Source organism: Nostoc sp. C117 (genome assembly GCF_043099735.1).
In the GTDB taxonomy this organism is placed as follows: domain Bacteria; phylum Cyanobacteriota; class Cyanobacteriia; order Cyanobacteriales; family Nostocaceae; genus Nostoc.
The window spans coordinates 2,159,421-2,177,949 of sequence record NZ_CP170991.1; the positions used below are offsets into that span (position 1 = coordinate 2,159,421).

Annotated in this window: 16 protein-coding genes; 14 read left to right on the forward strand and 2 right to left on the reverse strand. The window is 38.0% G+C overall.

All coding sequences use genetic code 11. The annotated features are described in order from the left end of the window. Positions 1 to 11: 11 nt before the first annotated feature. From ACFG4S_RS09960 to ACFG4S_RS10025, 14 genes are all read left to right on the forward strand, one after another. The gene (locus tag ACFG4S_RS09960; protein ID WP_392534636.1) at positions 12 to 989 is read left to right on the forward strand and encodes a phytanoyl-CoA dioxygenase family protein; all 978 of its coding nucleotides are present in this window, start codon (positions 12 to 14) and stop codon (positions 987 to 989) included. A gap of 6 nt (positions 990 to 995) precedes the next feature. After that, positions 996 to 2,135 carry a glycosyltransferase family 4 protein gene (locus ACFG4S_RS09965; RefSeq protein ID WP_392534637.1) on the forward strand — a complete coding sequence of 380 codons (1,140 nt, stop codon included), beginning with the start codon at positions 996 to 998 and terminating at the stop codon, positions 2,133 to 2,135. Between the two features lie 98 nt (positions 2,136 to 2,233). Further along, positions 2,234 to 3,424 (forward strand): glycosyltransferase, encoded by a 1,191-nt coding sequence (locus ACFG4S_RS09970; protein WP_392534638.1) that lies wholly within the window; start codon positions 2,234 to 2,236, stop codon positions 3,422 to 3,424. A gap of 81 nt (positions 3,425 to 3,505) precedes the next feature. Beyond that, the gene (locus tag ACFG4S_RS09975; RefSeq protein WP_392534639.1) at positions 3,506 to 4,540 is read left to right on the forward strand and encodes a methyltransferase domain-containing protein; all 1,035 of its coding nucleotides are present in this window, start codon (positions 3,506 to 3,508) and stop codon (positions 4,538 to 4,540) included. Between the two features lie 16 nt (positions 4,541 to 4,556). Beyond that, a complete protein-coding gene (gene asnB, locus ACFG4S_RS09980; protein WP_392534640.1) occupies positions 4,557 to 6,377 on the forward strand; it encodes an asparagine synthase (glutamine-hydrolyzing) in 1,821 nt (606 codons plus the stop codon). A 10-nt stretch (positions 6,378 to 6,387) separates the two neighbouring features. Further along, entirely contained in the window at positions 6,388 to 7,557 is a 1,170-nt protein-coding gene (locus ACFG4S_RS09985) for a glycosyltransferase (protein ID WP_392534641.1), read from the forward strand. A 31-nt stretch (positions 7,558 to 7,588) separates the two neighbouring features. Continuing rightward, positions 7,589 to 8,707: an acyltransferase family protein gene (locus ACFG4S_RS09990; RefSeq protein WP_392534642.1), complete on the forward strand. Its 1,119-nt coding sequence runs from the start codon at positions 7,589 to 7,591 to the stop codon at positions 8,705 to 8,707. A 311-nt stretch (positions 8,708 to 9,018) separates the two neighbouring features. Then, a complete protein-coding gene (locus ACFG4S_RS09995; protein WP_392534643.1) occupies positions 9,019 to 9,891 on the forward strand; it encodes a hypothetical protein in 873 nt (290 codons plus the stop codon). Between the two features lie 13 nt (positions 9,892 to 9,904). Further along, entirely contained in the window at positions 9,905 to 10,807 is a 903-nt protein-coding gene (locus ACFG4S_RS10000) for an aldo/keto reductase (protein ID WP_392534644.1), read from the forward strand. Positions 10,808 to 10,819: 12 nt separating this feature from the next. Beyond that, entirely contained in the window at positions 10,820 to 11,596 is a 777-nt protein-coding gene (locus ACFG4S_RS10005) for a glycosyltransferase family 2 protein (RefSeq protein ID WP_392534645.1), read from the forward strand. 32 nt (positions 11,597 to 11,628) lie between these two features. Further along, positions 11,629 to 12,516, forward strand: coding sequence for an FkbM family methyltransferase (locus ACFG4S_RS10010; protein WP_392534646.1), 888 nt, complete (start codon positions 11,629 to 11,631; stop codon positions 12,514 to 12,516). Between the two features lie 251 nt (positions 12,517 to 12,767). Further along, positions 12,768 to 14,516, forward strand: a complete 1,749-nt coding sequence (locus tag ACFG4S_RS10015) for a carbamoyltransferase (RefSeq protein ID WP_392534647.1) — start codon at positions 12,768 to 12,770, stop codon at positions 14,514 to 14,516. 204 nt (positions 14,517 to 14,720) lie between these two features. Continuing rightward, entirely contained in the window at positions 14,721 to 15,986 is a 1,266-nt protein-coding gene (locus ACFG4S_RS10020; RefSeq protein WP_392534648.1) for an acyltransferase family protein, read from the forward strand. A 63-nt stretch (positions 15,987 to 16,049) separates the two neighbouring features. After that, on the forward strand, positions 16,050 to 17,210 hold the full coding sequence (locus ACFG4S_RS10025; RefSeq protein ID WP_392534649.1) for an acyltransferase family protein: 1,161 nt from the start codon (positions 16,050 to 16,052) through the stop codon (positions 17,208 to 17,210). Positions 17,211 to 17,329: 119 nt separating this feature from the next. Here ACFG4S_RS10025 and ACFG4S_RS10030 read toward each other — a convergent pair whose 3' ends face one another. Together ACFG4S_RS10030 and ACFG4S_RS10035 are read right to left on the reverse strand one after the other, a co-directional pair. Further along, positions 17,330 to 17,887 (reverse strand): methylmalonic aciduria and homocystinuria type D protein, encoded by a 558-nt coding sequence (locus tag ACFG4S_RS10030; RefSeq protein ID WP_392534650.1) that lies wholly within the window; start codon positions 17,885 to 17,887, stop codon positions 17,330 to 17,332. A gap of 410 nt (positions 17,888 to 18,297) precedes the next feature. Then, positions 18,298 to 18,504 (reverse strand): glycogen debranching protein, encoded by a 207-nt coding sequence (locus ACFG4S_RS10035; protein ID WP_193923132.1) that lies wholly within the window; start codon positions 18,502 to 18,504, stop codon positions 18,298 to 18,300. Positions 18,505 to 18,529: the final 25 nt, after the last annotated feature.

The following is an 18,529-nucleotide window of genomic DNA, read 5'->3' on the forward strand; positions in this document are numbered from 1 at the left end:
CGGAGTCCTATATGTTTAATCCAGATTTAACCAATATCAGTACCACTCAAATAGTTAATGACCTCAAAACTAAAGGATTCTTTGCTTTTGAGCAAGCCTTGACTGCACAGTATGTTGAAGAACTACTTCAAGAAATTGATTTCAATCAGCTCCTCCTAAATACTAATGATGTTGGTGTGGTTACAGCTCAAGACATCAAATTTTTTACCCATTGTCTAGCCGGCTCTAAAAAAACCTACGATGTCATTACTTCCAGAAAAGTTTTAGATATTTGCCAAGAATATTTTGATGATAATTATAAATTAACTAATCATCGAGTTTATCAAACTTCTAAAAATTCGCATATGCCCTGGCATACAGATAATAATCGCCAAATCGGCAAACAATTATCTGAAAAGCATAATATGCCTGGTTTATTGTTTTTGTTTTATTTATCAGACGTTGAAAAGAATGCCTTTCAATATATTAAGGATTCTCATAAATGGTCTAGAAAGTATAGTGGCGAAATTTACCTCAGCGATAGTTATATTGACAGTAAATATGGAGAAGATATACTAACCTTCCCGATGAAGAAGGGAAGTTTTATCTTATGTGATATCCACGGAATACATAGAGCCGAACCTTTTCACGATCAAAACTACAACAGAACTACGTTGCTTTTTCAAGTCGATGAAGTTGGTAGCAATAATGTAGGGCATGGTGAAAAAAATATAGTGAATACTGAATACCTGGAAAATCTCACACCAGAGGTAATGGATTACTTGGGATTTGGTTTTAAGAGAGACTATCCAGCTTTTCCTAACACTTCAATCGCTACTATGACTCTCCAAGATATTTTGGAGCTACAAAAGCAGTTGTTACCCAAGACTTTAGAGGCTATTAACAAGAATATAGTTAAATCTCTATTGCCTGCTGAGGCAATAATTAATGCCAAGCGAGTTCTCTGGCATTTTAAATCAAAATACTCTAATCAAAAACCAAAAGTATAGCCAAAAATGAAAATTTTGTTGATTGGTAATTACCAATTAGATGCAATCCAAAGCATGGATATATTTGCTTCTATGTTGGAAAATTACTTAACCAAACTTGGGCATCAAGTCAGAATTATTCGCCCAAATCCTTGGTTTGGCAAGCTGCTTTCATCGGCTTTATTGAGAAAATGGTTAGGTTATATTGATAAATTTGTTCTATTCCCAGTACAATTGCGTCAAGCATTATCTTGGGCGGATGTAGTTCACATATGCGATCAAGGTAATGCGGTTTACGTAAAATATTTACGAAACGTACCCCATATAATTACTTGTCATGACTTATTTCCAATTCGTTCTGGTTTAGGAGAATTTCCCGAATGTCGCACTGGATGGACTGGTAAGCAATTTCAGCAGATGGTGATGAGGGGACTTAACCAAGGGCAAAAAATTGCTTGCGTTTCTCAACAAACTCAAAGCGATGTGTTACGTCTTTGTTCTCTGTCACAGAGTTCTGTATCTGTGATTCCTATGGGTTTAAACTATCCCTATAGTCCCATGACAGTGATAGAATCTCAACGACGTTTAAAAGCTTTGGGAATTCCTGATGATGGTCAATTTATTCTACACGTAGGAGCAAATCACTGGTACAAAAATCGGTTGGGAGTTTTATCAATTTTTTATCAACTAATTCTGCAACTGCAACAACCAAAATTTTACTTGGTAATGGTGGGTAAACCGATGACTGATGAAATGCATCAATTCATCAAAACTCATAATATTAAACAAAAGGTAATAGAGTTAGTAGAAATTGATAACGAAAGCCTGAGAGCTATCTATTCTTCTGCTACGGCTTTGCTTTTTCCTTCCCTCTATGAGGGCTTTGGTTGGCCAATTATTGAAGCTCAAGCTTGCGGTTGTCCTGTCTTTACATCAAACCGTTCGCCAATGAATGATGTAGGAGGAGAAGGAGCTATATATATAAAACCAGATCGGCCAAAAGAAACAGCTGAAGAAATTATTCGTAATCTTCCCATACTAAAAACGCTGAAGTTAAAAGGATTTGTAAATTCTCAAAAATTTTCAGCAGATAAAATGATTTCCGAGTATATTAAACTTTATCATCAAGCCATTAATGAAAAATATGATAGTAAAGTAAAAACGTAAAAACTCAGGAGTCAGAATTTTGGTGTATATTACGAAACCTAAACAGAATTAAAACTAGAAATGGTGCATCTTATTAGAGAGTGCTGCAAATCTCCGTTATGAGAGTTCTCCATGTTATTCCATCTGTTCCTCATGTGCGGGGTGGTCCAAGTCTTGTTGTTATGGACATGGTTAAGGCGTTGCGAGCCAACAATATTGATGCTGAAATTGCCACGACTAACGATAACGGCGATTACTTACTTGATGTTCCTTTACAGAAACTCGTTGAATATAAGCAAGTTCCAATTTGGTTTTTTTCTCGCTTTTCACCCACTGTCAAACTTGTCAGAGAATACGCTTTTTCTTGGCAGCTAACAACATGGCTCTGGAATAATATTTCTCAATATGACATTTTACATATTCATGCTGTCTTCTCTTATGCATCGACGATGGCAATGGCGATCGCTCGCCGGAAAAATATCCCCTATATTGTCATCCCACATGGCTTATTATCTGAATGGTCTTTGCAGCAAAGCACCTACAGAAAACAAATTTACATGAGGCTAATCGAGCAAGCTAACCTCAACCATTCTCAGGCTATCCATCTTACCTCCAAACTAGAACAGCAAGAAGTTGCTCAATTAAAACTTAATGCACCCAGTTTTGTCTTACCGCACGGACTTTCTGAACCTACACCGATTTTCAATGCTCGGAATCTACTTCGACAACATTTGCAAGTCGCAGCCGATGAACCTGTAATTTTATTTTTATCCCGCCTGCATCCTAAAAAAGGACTAGACTATCTCATTCCTGCTTTAGGCAAACTCACTCATCATCGTTTCACCTTCGCAATCGCAGGTAGTGGTTCTGAAGAATACGAAGCAGAAATTGAGTCGGCGCTGGTTGCAAATGGGATTCGCGATCGCACTCATTTTACAGGATTTGTTGTCGGAGAGATAAAAAACCTCTTGATTCAAGGATCGGATCTATTTGCTCTAACTTCCCATGCGGAAAACTTCGGTTTAGTAGTTCTAGAGGCTTTGGCGGTGGGTGTTCCCGTTTTGGTTACCCCTGGTGTGGCTTTGGCTGCTGTGGTTCAAGAACACCAATTAGGTTACGTTCCTCAATTGGATGTACTGGCGATCGCTAAAGCTGTTGAAGAATATCTCACTTATCCCCAAGTAGGGAAAGATATGGGCGATCGCGCTCGTCAAATGATTCGAGAACAATACACTTGGGACAAAGTAGCAGCCAAAATGGTTGGGATTTACCAAGGTATTATACTTAACCATAATTGTTGTCAATTGTAAAACCAATTTAATAATAAATTACTACAGCGATTTAGACATTTTTGAAATTTAGCAAAATATACCCAATCTCAAATGAGTAATATGAATGTTATTGATGACTGGTATTTAGAGAATTTAGTTTGCCCTAGAGATAAATCCAAGCTACATCTATCAGGTAACTTTCTCATATCTGAAACCGGAATTACTTATCCAATAATTCAGGGTATCCCTATTATGCTTTTGGATAATGTAGAACAAACTATAGAACTAGCCAATCAATCTCTAGCTGCTCAGCAAAACTACCAAGATATTTATTTCATTGAAACTTTAGGTATCAGTCAGGAACAAAAAAAATATTTAAATGAGTATATAGGCAATAAAAATATAGAAGATTTTTCTATCGATCCAATCGTTCAATTTTTAGTAGGAGCAACAAACGGCATATTGTATACTGATGCTATCGGTAATTTGCCAAAATACCCAATTCCGGAATTAAGATTACCAAATGGATCGGGTAAGAATTTACTAGATATTGGCTGTAGTTGGGGAAGATGGTGTATTGCTGGAGCAAATAAAAACTATAACTGCGTTGGCATAGATCCATCATTAGGTGCAGTTTTAGCTGGGAAGAGAATTGCCAAGAAATTAGGATTAAATATTCACTTTATAGTTGGAGATGCGCGGCATTTACCTTTTAAAAGTTATGATTTTGACCAAGTTTTTTCTTACAGCGTCATCCAGCATTTTAGCAAACTCAATGCTCGAAAAGCCCTCAAGGAAGTCGATCGGGTTTTAAAGCCTAATGGAAGTAGTCTAATTCAAATGCCAAATCGAATTGGGATCAGATCCTTACAGCATCAAATCAGCAGAGGCTTTGAAGAGGGTGATAATTTTGATGTGCGATACTGGGGAGTTGGAGAATTACTTAAATGCTTCAATCAAGAAATCGGGAAATCGAAGCTGACTATAGACGGATTTTTCGGTTTAGGAATTCAGAAGGCAGATGTGGATTTATTACCATTAAAATATAAACTGATTGTGGAATTATCTGAAGCTTTGAAAACTGTAAGTATCATCATACCTTTTCTTAAATATTTTGCTGATAGTGTTTATATTGAATCTATGAAAACCTCTTAATAATTAAATTCTTTTTATGTGTGGCATTGCCGGAATTTTAACGAAAACTGAAATAAAAAATAGCTTGGAAACCATGATGGTGAGAATGCAAACGGCTCTCCAGCATCGTGGACCTGATGACCAAGGAATTTATATTTCTCCAGATAGACAAGTTGCTTTTGCTCATACTCGTCTTTCGATTCTTGACCTAAGTGCCGCAGGACATCAGCCGATGTCCACACCTGATGGACGCTATTGGATTACCTTTAATGGAGAAATTTACAATTTTCGGGAATTACGGCTTGCTCTAGAAGCAAAAGGAGAAAAGTTTTATTCACAAACAGATACTGAAGTTATTCTCAAACTTTATCAGCAGCAAGGAGCAGAATGTGTAAATCATTTGCGGGGGATGTTTGCTTTTGCTATTTGGGATAACCAAGAACAAACCTGCTTTATTGCCCGCGATGCTTTAGGAATTAAACCTTTATACTATTGGCAATCTGGATCGACTTTAATATTCGCCTCAGAAATTAGAGCAATTCTCGCATCAAAATTACCCAGCATTGCCTTAAGTCCAGAGGGTTTATATGGTTATCTTGTCAGTGGAACAGTACCAGAACCTCACACCCTAATTGCCGGCATTCGCTGTTTAGAGGCAGGTCATTGGTTACGTTGGCAAGCAGGTAATGTCAGAGAGCAACAATATTGGCAAATTAACTTTACTTCGGAAACAATTTCTTTAACAGAAGCCAAGGAAAAAGTCCGCAATGCACTTGTTGACTCAATTGAACATCACTTTATTAGTGATGTGCCAGTAGGAATATTTTTAAGTGGTGGCATTGACTCAAGCTCAATTGTTGCCTTAGCGCGTCAAACTCAAAAAGGTAACTTACGCACCTACTCTATTGGCTTTGAAGAAAATGAGTGGAATGAAGGAGAACTTGCCCAAAAAGTTGCTCAAGAATTTGACACTGAACATACAGAATATAAAGTAACAGCATCGTTAGGCAGAGAACTGTTACCGAAGTTTTTAGCAAGTATCGATCAACCCAGTATTGATGGCTTCAATACTTTTTGTGTGTCCCAAATTGCCCACCAAGATGGGACTAAAGTAGTTTTATCTGGACTAGGAGGAGATGAGCTATTCGGTGGTTATAAAACATTTCAAGAAGTACCAAAGATGGTGCGTTGGGGTCAGCAACTCCAAAAAATTCAACCCATCAGCACTAGTGTAGGGAGAGGATTAGCATCTTGGGGCACATCACCACGAATCAAGCGCTTAGGAGAATTTTTACAGCAAAAGCCAACAACTGCAACAGCTTATCGTAGTTTTAGAGGTATTTTCTCCCAAACAGAAGCTGTGAAAATTACTCAGTACTACTTGAAAGATTCCTCGAATCAACTCCCCTTCCCCATATGGGAGAAGGGGGTTTTTCAAGATAAAAGCATATCAACAAATCTTCCTTCTTTAGAAGATGAAGTGAGCCGACTAGAACTAAGTTGTTATATGCGTAATCAGTTGTTGCGGGACAGCGATGTTATGAGTATGGCATGGGGGTTAGAATTGCGAGTCCCCTTAGTCGATCGTGGCTTACTAGAAGCGATCGCTTCTATTCCTAGCACAATTCGCCTTGGAGAAGGTAAACAATTATTAATTCAAGCAATTCCTGAGTTACCAAATTGGTTACTTAATCGTCCCAAGCGGGGTTTCTTTTTTCCGTTTCAACAATGGATAGAAAAAGATTGGAGAGATTATTTTCCAGAGCATGAAATGGGTAAAGATATTAATCTAAAACTATGGTATCGCCGTTGGAGTTTAGCAATTCTCCAGCATTGGTGGAATCAAGTTGCCGGATAATTGAATAATTATGAAAATCCTTCATATCATTCCTTCAGTAGCATCAGTGCGAGGTGGTCCGAGTCAGGCAGTGCTAGAAACAGTTAAAGCACTGGAAAATCAAGGTGTCGTAGCAGAAATTGCCACAACTAATGATAATGGCAATGATTTACTTGATGTGCCCTTAAACCAGCGTATAGAGTATAAACAAATACCAATTTGGTTTTTCTCACGTTTTTCTCCCGAAGTGGACTCCATTAGAGAATTTGCCTTTTCTAGTCAGCTAACTTCGTGGTTGTGGCAAAATGCTGCTAATTATGACTTGCTGCATATCCATGCAATTTTTTCCTATGCTTCGACGGTAGCTATGGCGATCGCTCGTTTCCAAGGCATTCCCTACATTGTTCGCCCCTTAGGACAACTGTGTGAATGGTCACTCCAGCAAAGCGCCCGCAAAAAACAGATTTATCTCAAGTTGATCGAACGGGCTAACCTCAACCATGCCCAAGCGCTACATCTCACCTCAAAACAAGAACAAGAGGAAGTTTCCCATTTAGATCTGAGCGTTCCTAGCTTTGTTTTACCTCATGGACTTTCGATTCCTGAGCCTCTGACTAACGCCCGTCATCAGCTCCGAGAATACCTCAATCTGCCAGCAGATGAACCTGTAATTTTATTTTTGTCTCGTTTGCATCCCAAAAAAGGGCTAGACTATCTGATCCAAGCCTTAGGTAAGCTAACTCATCATCGTTTCACATTTATTTTAGCAGGTAGTGGTACCAAAGAATACGAAGCGGAAATAGAGTCTCTTCTCGTTGCAACTGGCATTCGCGATCGCACTTCTTTAACTGGATTTATTACCGGAGAGACAAAAAACTTATTTATGCAAGGGTCGGATTTATTTGTCCTCACATCCCACTCGGAAAATTTTGGAGTCGCCGTTTTAGAAGCTTTAGCTGTGGGTGTTCCCGTCTTGGTTACCCCTGGAGTGGCTTTAGCTAGTGTTGTCCAAGAAAATCAGCTTGGTTACATTGCCCAACTAGATGTACTAGCGATCGCCGAAGCTGTTGATAACTATTTAAGTAATCCTCAAGCAGGTAAAGATATGGGCGATCGCGCCCGTCAGCTAGTTCTGGATAACTATACCTGGAATCGCATTGCTAAAAATCTCATGGAGATATATACGAAACTTATTAAGTAACAAATTCTATCTTAATCACTAATTAAGCATAATGAATACTAAAATATCTAATTCCGAATCTCCTATTGACTATCGAAAATTCTCTCAATCAAAGCTTTTAGAGGTAGTCAGGGCATTAGCAATTCTTTGGATTGCTTGGTATCACATAGACCTAGTTATGCTGCCTAGAAACGAAGATATTTTCAGCATCAGAACATTAGCAAGCTTAGGTTTTGCTGGAGTCAATGTATTTCTGCTGTTAAGTGGATTGGGTTTGACAATCTCCATCAGTAAAGTTTATCTCCAGTCTGAGACAACATGGAGAAAATTACCTTGGAAAACCTTTTTTTGGCGACGAATTTTGCGAATATACCCTTTATATATATTTGCTCATATTCTATTTTTTATAACTGGCATACTTCTCGGAAGATATGCAGACATGCCTTTAAATATTGGCTTTTTATTAAGCATAACCGGATTGAGAGTATTTTTTCCTGATTATTTTTGGTATGGTCCTCATCCTTTCTGGTTTGTCGGTCTGATTCTTCAGTTTTATCTATTATTTCCTTTATTATTTTGGTTAATCATTAAAACAGGAACAAGGAATTTTTTATTGATAACTTTCATTGTTTGTGGAATTTCTAGACTAATAACTACTAGTTCAGTAGAAGATGATTATGCTTTGATGTTAGGGTTATTTCCTAATCGTCTGGCAGAATTTTCTTTAGGCATGGCAATTGGCTACAATTTGTCACTAAAGCCAGGATTAAAAATTAGCGATCTAAAACTTAATAATAAATTTATTTGGATAGCTTTTCTATTAACCACAGTCATTGGATTATTTATTTATTGGCAACCGATTATTTTAATTAAAACTATTTTGTTTGATTTATTTTTAGCTATTATATGCTTTTTGGGCTTGACTATAATAGCTTTGATAGCTAGTTACATTTCTCCAATTTATAACGTACTAATTTTTATAGGAGGTATTTCCTATTGCTTTTATCTACTTCACAGCCCTCCAATTCGTCCAGCCTTTACTGCCTTTACTTTTCTGGGTATCCATAATTTCTGGCTCATGAGTATTATCTACTTGTCAATCATTATATTGGTGAGTTATACACTTACCTATTTAGAATCTCTGATATTACCAATGAAACGTAAATCCTAGCAAAAAATCAACTAAGTAATTGGGCAAATTGGATTGATCGACTGATACTGAAAGGTAGTATCGTTGATGTATGGAATAGTTAATCTTATGCATTTAAGCAAATTTTAGCAGAAAATATTGTGGCAATTAAGTAAGTCGGCGAGAAAAAACTAACCTATGTAACAAAAAGTAAAATCTCTGTATTTGGCTCGTAGTTGTGCTTTAGCGCTAAAGCGCAACTACAAACCAGTGATGATTATTTGCGCCGACTTACTTACTCTATTTGAGTATGGAAAATCGTATAACTAAATATGTAAAACCTAGGTTGAATAATGAAATTTTTATTGAATAATTTTAACGGTCTAAAATATCTTTTGGGTCGATTCTATCAATGTCGTCGCAGCTATTCTTTCATCCGCAAAACTCTTCAAGGTGTTAAGTTAGATCGACAAACTCTACTGCTGTGTGACAACTATCAAACTAACTATAAAGTCTTACATAGAAGTCAGGAAGATACTGTATTTAGCGATCGCTCTGAAGATGACCACATCACATTTCTTCGTCAGACTGCTTTTTCTACTGGACTGCGATTAAGTGAAAACACTCAGAAATCTTTAATAGAGGCTGCATCTTGCCGATCTTTGGTTGCTTCAGGCAGCCGCCGTGTCTTCACCTTAGCGGATGCTGTAGCCGATCCTAGCCTACGGGATACAGTGGCGATCGCCACCATTATCGACTCATCCGATTTAGCATGTATCCAAGATTTGGCAGCTTCCCCCATTTTACTGAACGTTGTTACCACCTACTTGGGCTATGCTCCTCGACGAGTTTCTAGCTGGTTTTTCTGGAGCTTTGCCAACCAACTACTCCAAGCTGAAAGAGAAGCAGTGTATCAGACGATTCAGTATCACTATGATGTCCACGGTCTAAACTTCATGTATGTCAACTTCTATCTACTAGATACCGATGCTGACTCTGGTGCCCATGTGTTGATCAGTGCTAGCCATCGGCAAAAGCGTTTACGGCAACTTCTAGGATCTGCGCGTCTGATGGATGAACAGGCATTGAGTTACTATGGCGCGGAGCGTATAGAAGTTATCACTGGAACAGCCGGCTCTGGCTTTTTTGAAGATGCTTCTTGCTATCATAAAGCCCTGCCACCCAAGACAAGCGATCGCCTAATGTTACAGTTGCGTTACTCATAACAACATATTATTGATGACATATTATTCTTTAGGTTTTGGCACTGCACCAATCCTCGGTCGCATTGGTAAGCGGCAAAGTTGGGCAGCTTTAGATAAGGCTTATACATCAGGCATTCGTCACTTTGATACAGCGCGATCCTATGGTTGGGGTGAAGCCGAAGAATTACTGGGTAATTTTCTCTCTCAGTATCCCCGTGAGAGCTACACACTCGTTAGTAAGTGTGGTATTCTCCCCAGCCGCCGATCCCCACTAAAGTCTTTTGCTAAGGCGATCGGTCGTCCAATATACCATCTTTTACCTGCAAGTCGCCATCTTGTCAAGCAGATTGCGGCTAATAGTTTTCAGCCGACTCACACCTACGATGTTGAAACCCTGAGATTCAGTTTTGAACAAAGCTTGAAAGCACTACGCACAGACTTTCTAGATGTTCTGTTGCTTCATAATTATGAACCTGAGCGACCCGGATTAGAAGCAGTTGTGACATGGTTTCAGCAGATGCAAAAGTTGGGTAAAATTCGACGTTACGGCTTCAGCATTGAAGGCGATCTGCTGGCTGGACTACAGCATTTGCATCAAGGTGGCTTGCTTGAGGGATCTGTCATTCAAACTCCCATGTGTTTACAGTTATTTACCTTGCCGCAACATCTACACCATGTTTCCTTTTTTGTTCACTCTCCTTTCCGGTTTCTGCAAAATTTCCGTGAGCTAAATCCCACCTATGAAGCAGATACGATCGCTCTCTTTGCTCAGCTTCTCGCTACTCTTAACCAAACGATTACTTGTGAGGTCGTGATTGCCTCAATGTTTACGTCCGATCACATCCAAGCCAACTGTCGCGTTCCCGTTCTAGCAGGACAAATATTACCTGAGACCGTAGCAGCGTTTCGCAATGATGTTATTGATGTTTTGATTTAGGCTAATAAATCTATGCTAGAGAGAATTACTCCTCTCATTCTTACTTACAACGAATCCCCAAATATTCATCGCGCTATCGAGCGCTTGACCTGGGCAAAGAAAATTATTGTTATTGACAGCTATAGTGATGATGATACCGGAGAAATTCTGCAAAATTATCCTCAAGTAGAAGTCTTTTACAGAAAATTTGATTCATTTGCCAATCAATGCAATTATGGCTTATCAAAAATTGATACTACCTGGGTTCTTTCCCTAGATGCTGACTATATCCTCAGTGAAGAATTAATTAAGGAAATTAAATATTTACCCGAAGAAGCGGAAATTAATAGTTATATTGTGCCATTTAAATACTGTATTTTTGGTAAACCTCTGCGGGGTACTTTACTACCACCACGTAAAGTTTTATATCAGCCCCAAAAAGCGATTTACCAAGACGATGGACACGCGCATCGCGTAATTGTCGAGGGAAATTCTAGACAACTTTTAGCCTGTATTTACCACGATGACCGTAAACCCCTCAGCCGCTGGTTGTGGGCACAAGACCGTTATATGGTGATTGAAGCTAAAAAACTACTAGAGACTCCAGAAAGTGAACTTAGTTTTAGCGATCGCATCCGTAAACAAAAAATACTCGCTCCCTGGATCATCTTGATTTACTGTCTGATCCTCAAAGGCGGTATTTTAGATGGCTGGCATGGTTGGTACTATGCATTTCAACGTGTACTAGCAGAAATTCTTTTGTCTATTAGGCTATTTGAATCCGAAAAATTACCAAAGTCAGATGTGTGAAATTGAGTGATAAACCGATATAATAATTACCCATGAATTCTAACCTATTTGCTATAGACACTATTAAATATATTTGGTCACATCCTAATTGTAAACAGCAAAAAATCCAGTCGATTCTGAAATTCATTGGTTGGCAATTTTATAAACGCCTAACCCGAAGATATCTTGATATTCAAATTATTCCAGGGGTAAAAATTCGCTGTCATCCAGATGGTTATTCTGCCGCCACTGCACTTTATTGTGGGCTATATGACTATGATGAAATGAATTTTCTGCTGCGATACCTACGGACAGGGGATTCATTTATTGACATTGGTGCTAACGTGGGTATCTATACGCTCCTAGCTGCCTCTAAAATTAAATCTGGTTCAATTTACAGCTTTGAGGCACTCCCTAAAAATTACACCCGTCTGAAGGAAAATCTAACACTTAACCAATTCCGGCAAGTTCAACCTTATGCGATCGCAATTTCTGATTTTACTGGAAATACTGCGCTCAATCTGGCTGAGGGAGATTCCATGCCATTTATTACCTCAGATGTAACTAAAAACACAATTACAGTTCCTACTGATACACTTGACAATCTACTACCAATTGAAATTATCTCTGAACTGACCTTAGTCAAAATGGATATTGAAGGAGCAGAACTCTTAGCTATGAAAGGGGCAATTTCTCTACTCAAACAACAGCGTCCTCATGTTTGGATTATGGAGATTAATGATGCTGTCAAGAATTTTGGTTACCAGAAGCAGGACATTGTAAATTTACTTCAAGAGTATGGCTATGGGTTGTATACCTATAATCCTGTAACCAATCAAGTTGATGCAATCACACTTGAACAACAACAAGGAAATAATATTTTAGCAATTGCTAATTCTGCTTTAGATTTTGTTAGCGATCGTCTATCTGAAATAAAATAGTATGAATTACAGCAGTTTTCTTGTGTATGAGGTACAAAGCTACGGGTTTTGAGGCAAGAGGCAGGAAGTATAAATTATTTCTATCTGATGCTTGAGTGCTGCATTTTGTTCCTCATTTACTTGTAGACTGCCGTATTTCAGTCTTGATACTTTGAGGTTTTAGGCGCTGCTTGCCCATACCAATATTTTACACATTGCTGCTATCTGAGCAATTTAAAAATTTCAATCCTTCAAACTTCAACTTAATTATAATGAATATTCTCGGAATTAACGCTTACCACGGTGATGCTTCAGCTTGTTTGGTTCAAGATGGTCAATTGATTGCCGCAGTCGAAGAAGAGCGATTTAATCGAGTTAAACATTGGGCTGGATTTCCCGCAGAATCTATTCGCTATTGCCTGAAAGTTGGTGGTATTAGTGCAGCCGATTTGGATCGTGTCGCGGTATCTTTTAACCCCAAAGCTAACCTAAATCGCAAACTTTTGTTTACTCTCCAGCAACGCCCTTCTTTATCATCACTTTTAGATCGCTTTAACAAACAAAGTAAATCTACAAGTCTGAAGCAAGAATTAGCAGAAGCTTGTTATTCGACACCTGAAGAGATTAGGGCTACAATCCATAACCTAGAACACCATACAACTCACCTCGCCAGTGCCTTTTTCATTTCACCCTTTGAAAAAGCAGCCATCTTATCTATTGATGGGATGGGAGACTTTGTGAGTACGCTATCAGCTGGGGGTGAAGGTAACCATTTAGAGTACTTTTCTCGTACTCACTATCCTCACTCCATCGGTTATCTTTACAATGCCATCACCCTTTATTTAGGGTTTCCTGCCTATGGAGATGAATATAAGGTGATGGGATTAGCACCTTATGGAGAACCAGAATATTTAGAAGCGTTTCGACGAATTATTTATCCCAAAGGTGATAGTTTTGAGTTGAATTTAGATTACTTCACTCACCACGAGCAAGGCATTGCCATGAAGTGGGAAGATGGAGCGCCCATTGTTGAACCTTTCCATAGTCCAGAACTAGAAAAATTATTGGGGCCGGCGCGAAATTCCAAGTCAGAAGTTACCCAGAAGCATCAAAATATTGCTGCTTCTGTGCAAGCAGTAACGGAAGAGATAATTTTTCATTTAATTAATCGACTGAGCGATCGCTACAAGAGTGAAAATCTCTGTTTAGCAGGTGGTGTAGCGATGAATTCTGTTGCCAATGGTAAGATTACTCAAAATACTCCCTTTAAGAATATCTATATACCCGTGGGTGCTGCTGACAATGGTACATCAATTGGAGCAGCCTTTTTTATCTGGAATCATCTGCTCAAGCAACCACGTAAGTTTGTTTTAGATCGTGCTGATTGGGGTTCGGAGTTTACTGATGAAGAATGCTTGCTAGCATTGCAATCCCACGATTTACAACCTCAAATCCGAGAGCGAGAAGCACTGCTAAACCACGTTGTTGACGCCCTTTGTGAAGGTAAAGTAGTCGGTTGGTTCCAAGGGAGAATGGAGTTTGCTGCTAGGGCTTTAGGTAACAGATCCCTCCTCGCCGATCCCCGTCGTGCTGATATGCGGGATATCATTAACCTGAAAATCAAATTCCGAGAAAAGTTCCGTCCCTTTGCTCCTAGTATTTTAGAAGAACGGGTAGGCGAATTCTTTGAGGTTGATGAACCAGCACCATTTATGGAAAAAGTCTTTAAAATTCGCCCCGAAAAAAGAGAGCAAATTCCCGCTGTCACCCATGTCGATGGTACTGGACGCTTACAAAGTGTCAGTCGCCAAACTAATCCCCTTTATTGGGATTTGATTAATACCTTTGCTGAACGTACTGGTATTCCCATCGTTTTAAACACGTCTCTGAACGAAAATGAACCGATTGTTCGGACGCCTACAGAAGCCATTCAGTGCTTTTTGAGAACTCACATGGATGCACTGGTTTTGGGTTCCTATTATGTCGAACGCAAAGATATTAAATCAGAATCTGGGGTGTAAGGTGAGACATCAAGTATTCGTCAAAGTTTAGGTTCTGTTAAGATCCCTCCAATGCACTTTAAGAATGGGTGAAAAAGACTTATAAGGAACCATTAATAATGTCATTTGGGGGATTTACTAAAGATTAAAACGTTAAATAAAAAATTTTTCAAATAACTTTAGCGATCGCTTTTGGTAGGCTAGCAAAATCATTTCTCATCATTAATGATGTATCATTCAAAAGAATATAATTATGCCCTAGAAGGGCTGCGTGGTTTAGCAGCAATGTGGGTTTTCTTTTCACATGCCTTGTCTTGGCAAATCTTTGATCCTGTCTACCGACTATCTTATCCTTGGCCGGAATATATAATCTCACTCACTAGTCCTGCTCACGTCGGGGTTTTGATATTCATCTGTTTATCAGGCTACGTAATTGGGCTAACAAATCCTCCCAATAAGCCACTTTCACCTCAGAAATACTTGTTCAAAAGATTTATTCGTATCTATCCTCTTTATCTGCTGACTGTAATCATCTCGTCCGCAATCGGTGGATTTACAAACCTCAACCAAGTATTTGGCCATTTAATCTTCCTAAACCCGCACTTTGTTGCACCTTTGGCTGGAAACAACGTGCTTTGGTCAATTGGCTACGAAGTAATTTATTATCTTATTTTTCTACTGATTGCTCTTTTTTTGCCACATAAAAAAACTATCTTCATTAATCTTATCCTCAGCATTATTATACTAGTATGTTTTCTATGCTTATATCCTGGGGAATGTAAAATTATAGCCAGCTATCTAAGCGGTTTAGTTTTCTGGCTCTTAGGTATGTACTTATCTTGGTTCTGTGTGCCCAAGCCGCAACTTTATAATATTGAGACTGAGCGATCGTTGCAAAATAAAATACCACTCTGGTCTATGCTAATATTAGTTGCAGCAACCGGAGCTTACGGTAACGGAGGAGCTATTTTAAATGGTCTCCATTTGGGAAGTGCAATAATTTCTCCACTGGGTTTGAGTGATTTTTTTTGTATTCCTCTCGTTATTTACATTTTCCTCGCCTTAACACAAAATACAGGTAGCAAAATTTTAAAAAAGCTTTGTTTTGTAGTTTCTTTTCTACTACCATCTGTTTTTGTTACAATTGCAGCTTTTCAACATAAATTACTTACTTATCCGACATATTTTGCTGCTTTAATTTTATTAGTGTTAGCAGCATTGCTACTTCCTATCAGAACAACTGTCGAGCCTTTGGAAAAGTTGAAATGGTCAGGATCGATTTCTTATGCTGTTTATATATTTCACATTCCTATAATGTTATTAATCGGAAAAATTCCTAATTTTTCAAATACGTTATGGGAATTTTTGCTGCGACTCTCCTGTTCTCTTACAGCAACAATAGCTGTAGCAAATTTTGCGGAAACAAAGATCCAACCTTTGATTCGACATCGCCTACAGTTTATCATAGCTGGAATTGGTAAAAATAGATGATAAAAATATGAAATTGAAGTTAGCTTTAATTTTGCATAAATAATGGCTCATAAAAGTTTGATCTTGTTAGAAAAATTATCGATAGCTGAAATAAAACGTAGCAGCAAACTCTCTATAGGGCTAGATTTTTTAAGAGCGATCGCAACTATCGAAGTTCTTATTAGTCATCTCCGAAATTTATACTTTGTTGACTACGATCGGATTACGATTCAAAACAATCTATTCGTAAGATTCTTGTATTTTATAACTGGCTTTGCTCATGAAGCTGTTATTGCTTTCTTTGTTCTTAGTGGGTTGTTGATTGGTAACTCAGTTTTCAAAACCTTGCAACAAAATAGATTTACTTGGAAATCATATTTAATAGCTCGTCTCTCACGACTGTGGATTGTTCTAATACCAGCATTACTCCTCGGACTTACTTGGGATCTAGTAGGTAACTTCCTTTTCCAAGGAGAGTCTATTGTTTATTCAGGCCGTTTGGGCACAAATATTATTCCTGAGCCAGTTGTAAATAGTATTAGCCCCTCTATATTTCTGGGGAATTTGTTTTTCCTACAAAATATTTATTTTCCTACACTAGGCTCAAATGGAGCGCTATGGAGTCTAAGCCACGAGTTATGGTACTACATAACACTGCCAGTTATCATCCTGACAGTTATCAATTTCCAAAGATTTAATCAATGTCTCATTTATACAAGTGTTTTATTCTTATTACTTTTCTGGGTAAAAATGAGGAGTGATGAAGGATTGTTAGTATGGTTACTTGGAAGTTTAATTTTATTAATTCCCCAAAATAAAAATTTATCAAAAAGATATCAGTCGTTGTTTTTAGCATTAGCATATATTTTAGTTATCATAACTCTGATAACGATTCGATTCAATGTCATTAATAGCCATACTGATTTAATTTTAGGTATTGTTTTTTCTCTTCTAATACTGGTCATGTCTTTTCAGCAAGGAGAAAAAAATCAAAATATGATTACCGGGATTTCAGTCTGGGTTGCTGAATTTTCGTACACAATTTATTTAACACATCTCCCATTCTTAATATTTATTCTATCTTTGGTGATTAAAAAAGAAAGATGGCAACCTGACACTCAACATTTTTGTTACATTTCAGCAATCTTAATAATAACTCTATTGTACGCGAGAATAATATATTTGTTAACTGAAAAAAATACACCTCAGCTCAGAGACTACTTAAAAAACATACTCTCTAGATAAAGAAAATTTAAGTAATTAATGTGTCCTAAAACGAAAACCAGAATATCAATTTTATGGGAGAGAAGCTAGAGGTTAGAGTGATAGCTACCAAACCCGATCGCTTTCCCAATGCCCAATGACTAATAATCAATTTCTTTCCAGCCATGCATCACAGCTATAACTTTAGTAATCGATTCGATCGCAATTGGGGGAGCTTCTGATATCAAGATGCTAGGATAAACTGCTGCACCCCATTCAGGATGAACTAACACACGGCATTGATTTTTAATCACTGGATAGTTGAGTAAAGTTTTGACAACTGCCGTATCGTCGTGGGGAATTGCTCCGGGATGGGATAATAAAGGATACCCTGTACGAGGATCGATTAAGTCTGTTAAATAGCCGCGATCGCGCAGATTAAATGCCAAATCACAGCCAAATCTCATAAAATTTTCTCGCAAGCGTTCTTTCTCTATCTCTATTTGGGCAGTCTTTTCCACTAGTTGATAACGCGATTGCTGTAATACAATCACTACTCGTAAAAATGCCTGACCTTTCCAATCTGGTAATATCCGTTCGCAGTTGGCACAGATATATTGAGTGGGGGCATGAATTGAAATTTGAACCGCTTGTCCCGTTTCGCCAACTAAATTAATGGGATAGCCTTGCTCCGAAGCGTAAACTCTGGGATAGTTCACTAAATTGATTCGGTTTTTGCAAGTTTTTTAATTTAATATACGGTATTGATGATAACTCTTAATAGTTCAATAAAAACATCAAATTTATCTAAAAGGTTACTTTTTTTGGAAGTTATTGCTAATAATTTGATAACTTTAATCTGATTTTTATCCTTTATTAACCTCTGTTAATGAGATTTGCTAGGTTGATTTGGAAAACATCCCGAATCAAAATGCCAAAAAATAACCTTGAACTCAGGGTGTTTGCAGTCAAACTCAAAATTGCATAACTCTCAGCCAAGTTAGCCTAGACAAGTGTCTGAGAAGACAAGGTGCGTTGTAGTTTAGCTGCAAGAGAAACAGAAAAAATAAAGGTAATCTGGTATAACACGATATTCTTCAGTTCTTTGCTAACTTTCGATACCAGCTAATTAATTGAGTTTTAAAGAATTGACTGGAACTTCATCCCAAGAATCGACTGTGCGTAATCGTGCTACCCACCCTGCTGCCTTTTGTGTCTCGGTCAAATTATTCTCAAAGGAATGATGACAATCTTTAGCTTGAGATTCATTACAACAAGCAATACATGCATGAATCATCCCAGACGGATCGATTTGCTCATTTACCCAAATAGTCATAGAATATTCTCTCAAAAACTCTAAT

Bases quoted from the DNA above. Each gene is read 5' to 3' on its own strand.
- asnB (WP_392534640.1), top strand. From the start codon at position 4,557: ATGTGTGGCATTGCCGGAATTTTAACGAAAACTGAAATAAAAAATAGC.
- ACFG4S_RS10020 (WP_392534648.1), top strand. From the start codon at position 14,721: ATGATGTATCATTCAAAAGAATATAATTATGCCCTAGAAGGGCTGCGT.
- ACFG4S_RS09985 (WP_392534641.1), top strand. From the start codon at position 6,388: ATGAAAATCCTTCATATCATTCCTTCAGTAGCATCAGTGCGAGGTGGT.
- ACFG4S_RS10010 (WP_392534646.1), top strand. From the start codon at position 11,629: ATGAATTCTAACCTATTTGCTATAGACACTATTAAATATATTTGGTCA.
- ACFG4S_RS10035 (WP_193923132.1), bottom strand. From the start codon at position 18,504: ATGACTATTTGGGTAAATGAGCAAATCGATCCGTCTGGGATGATTCAT.
- ACFG4S_RS10005 (WP_392534645.1), top strand. From the start codon at position 10,820: ATGCTAGAGAGAATTACTCCTCTCATTCTTACTTACAACGAATCCCCA.
- ACFG4S_RS09990 (WP_392534642.1), top strand. From the start codon at position 7,589: ATGAATACTAAAATATCTAATTCCGAATCTCCTATTGACTATCGAAAA.
- ACFG4S_RS09965 (WP_392534637.1), top strand. From the start codon at position 996: ATGAAAATTTTGTTGATTGGTAATTACCAATTAGATGCAATCCAAAGC.
- ACFG4S_RS10015 (WP_392534647.1), top strand. From the start codon at position 12,768: ATGAATATTCTCGGAATTAACGCTTACCACGGTGATGCTTCAGCTTGT.
- ACFG4S_RS09960 (WP_392534636.1), top strand. From the start codon at position 12: ATGTTTAATCCAGATTTAACCAATATCAGTACCACTCAAATAGTTAAT.
- ACFG4S_RS09975 (WP_392534639.1), top strand. From the start codon at position 3,506: ATGAATGTTATTGATGACTGGTATTTAGAGAATTTAGTTTGCCCTAGA.
- ACFG4S_RS09995 (WP_392534643.1), top strand. From the start codon at position 9,019: ATGAAATTTTTATTGAATAATTTTAACGGTCTAAAATATCTTTTGGGT.
- ACFG4S_RS09970 (WP_392534638.1), top strand. From the start codon at position 2,234: ATGAGAGTTCTCCATGTTATTCCATCTGTTCCTCATGTGCGGGGTGGT.
- ACFG4S_RS10000 (WP_392534644.1), top strand. From the start codon at position 9,905: ATGACATATTATTCTTTAGGTTTTGGCACTGCACCAATCCTCGGTCGC.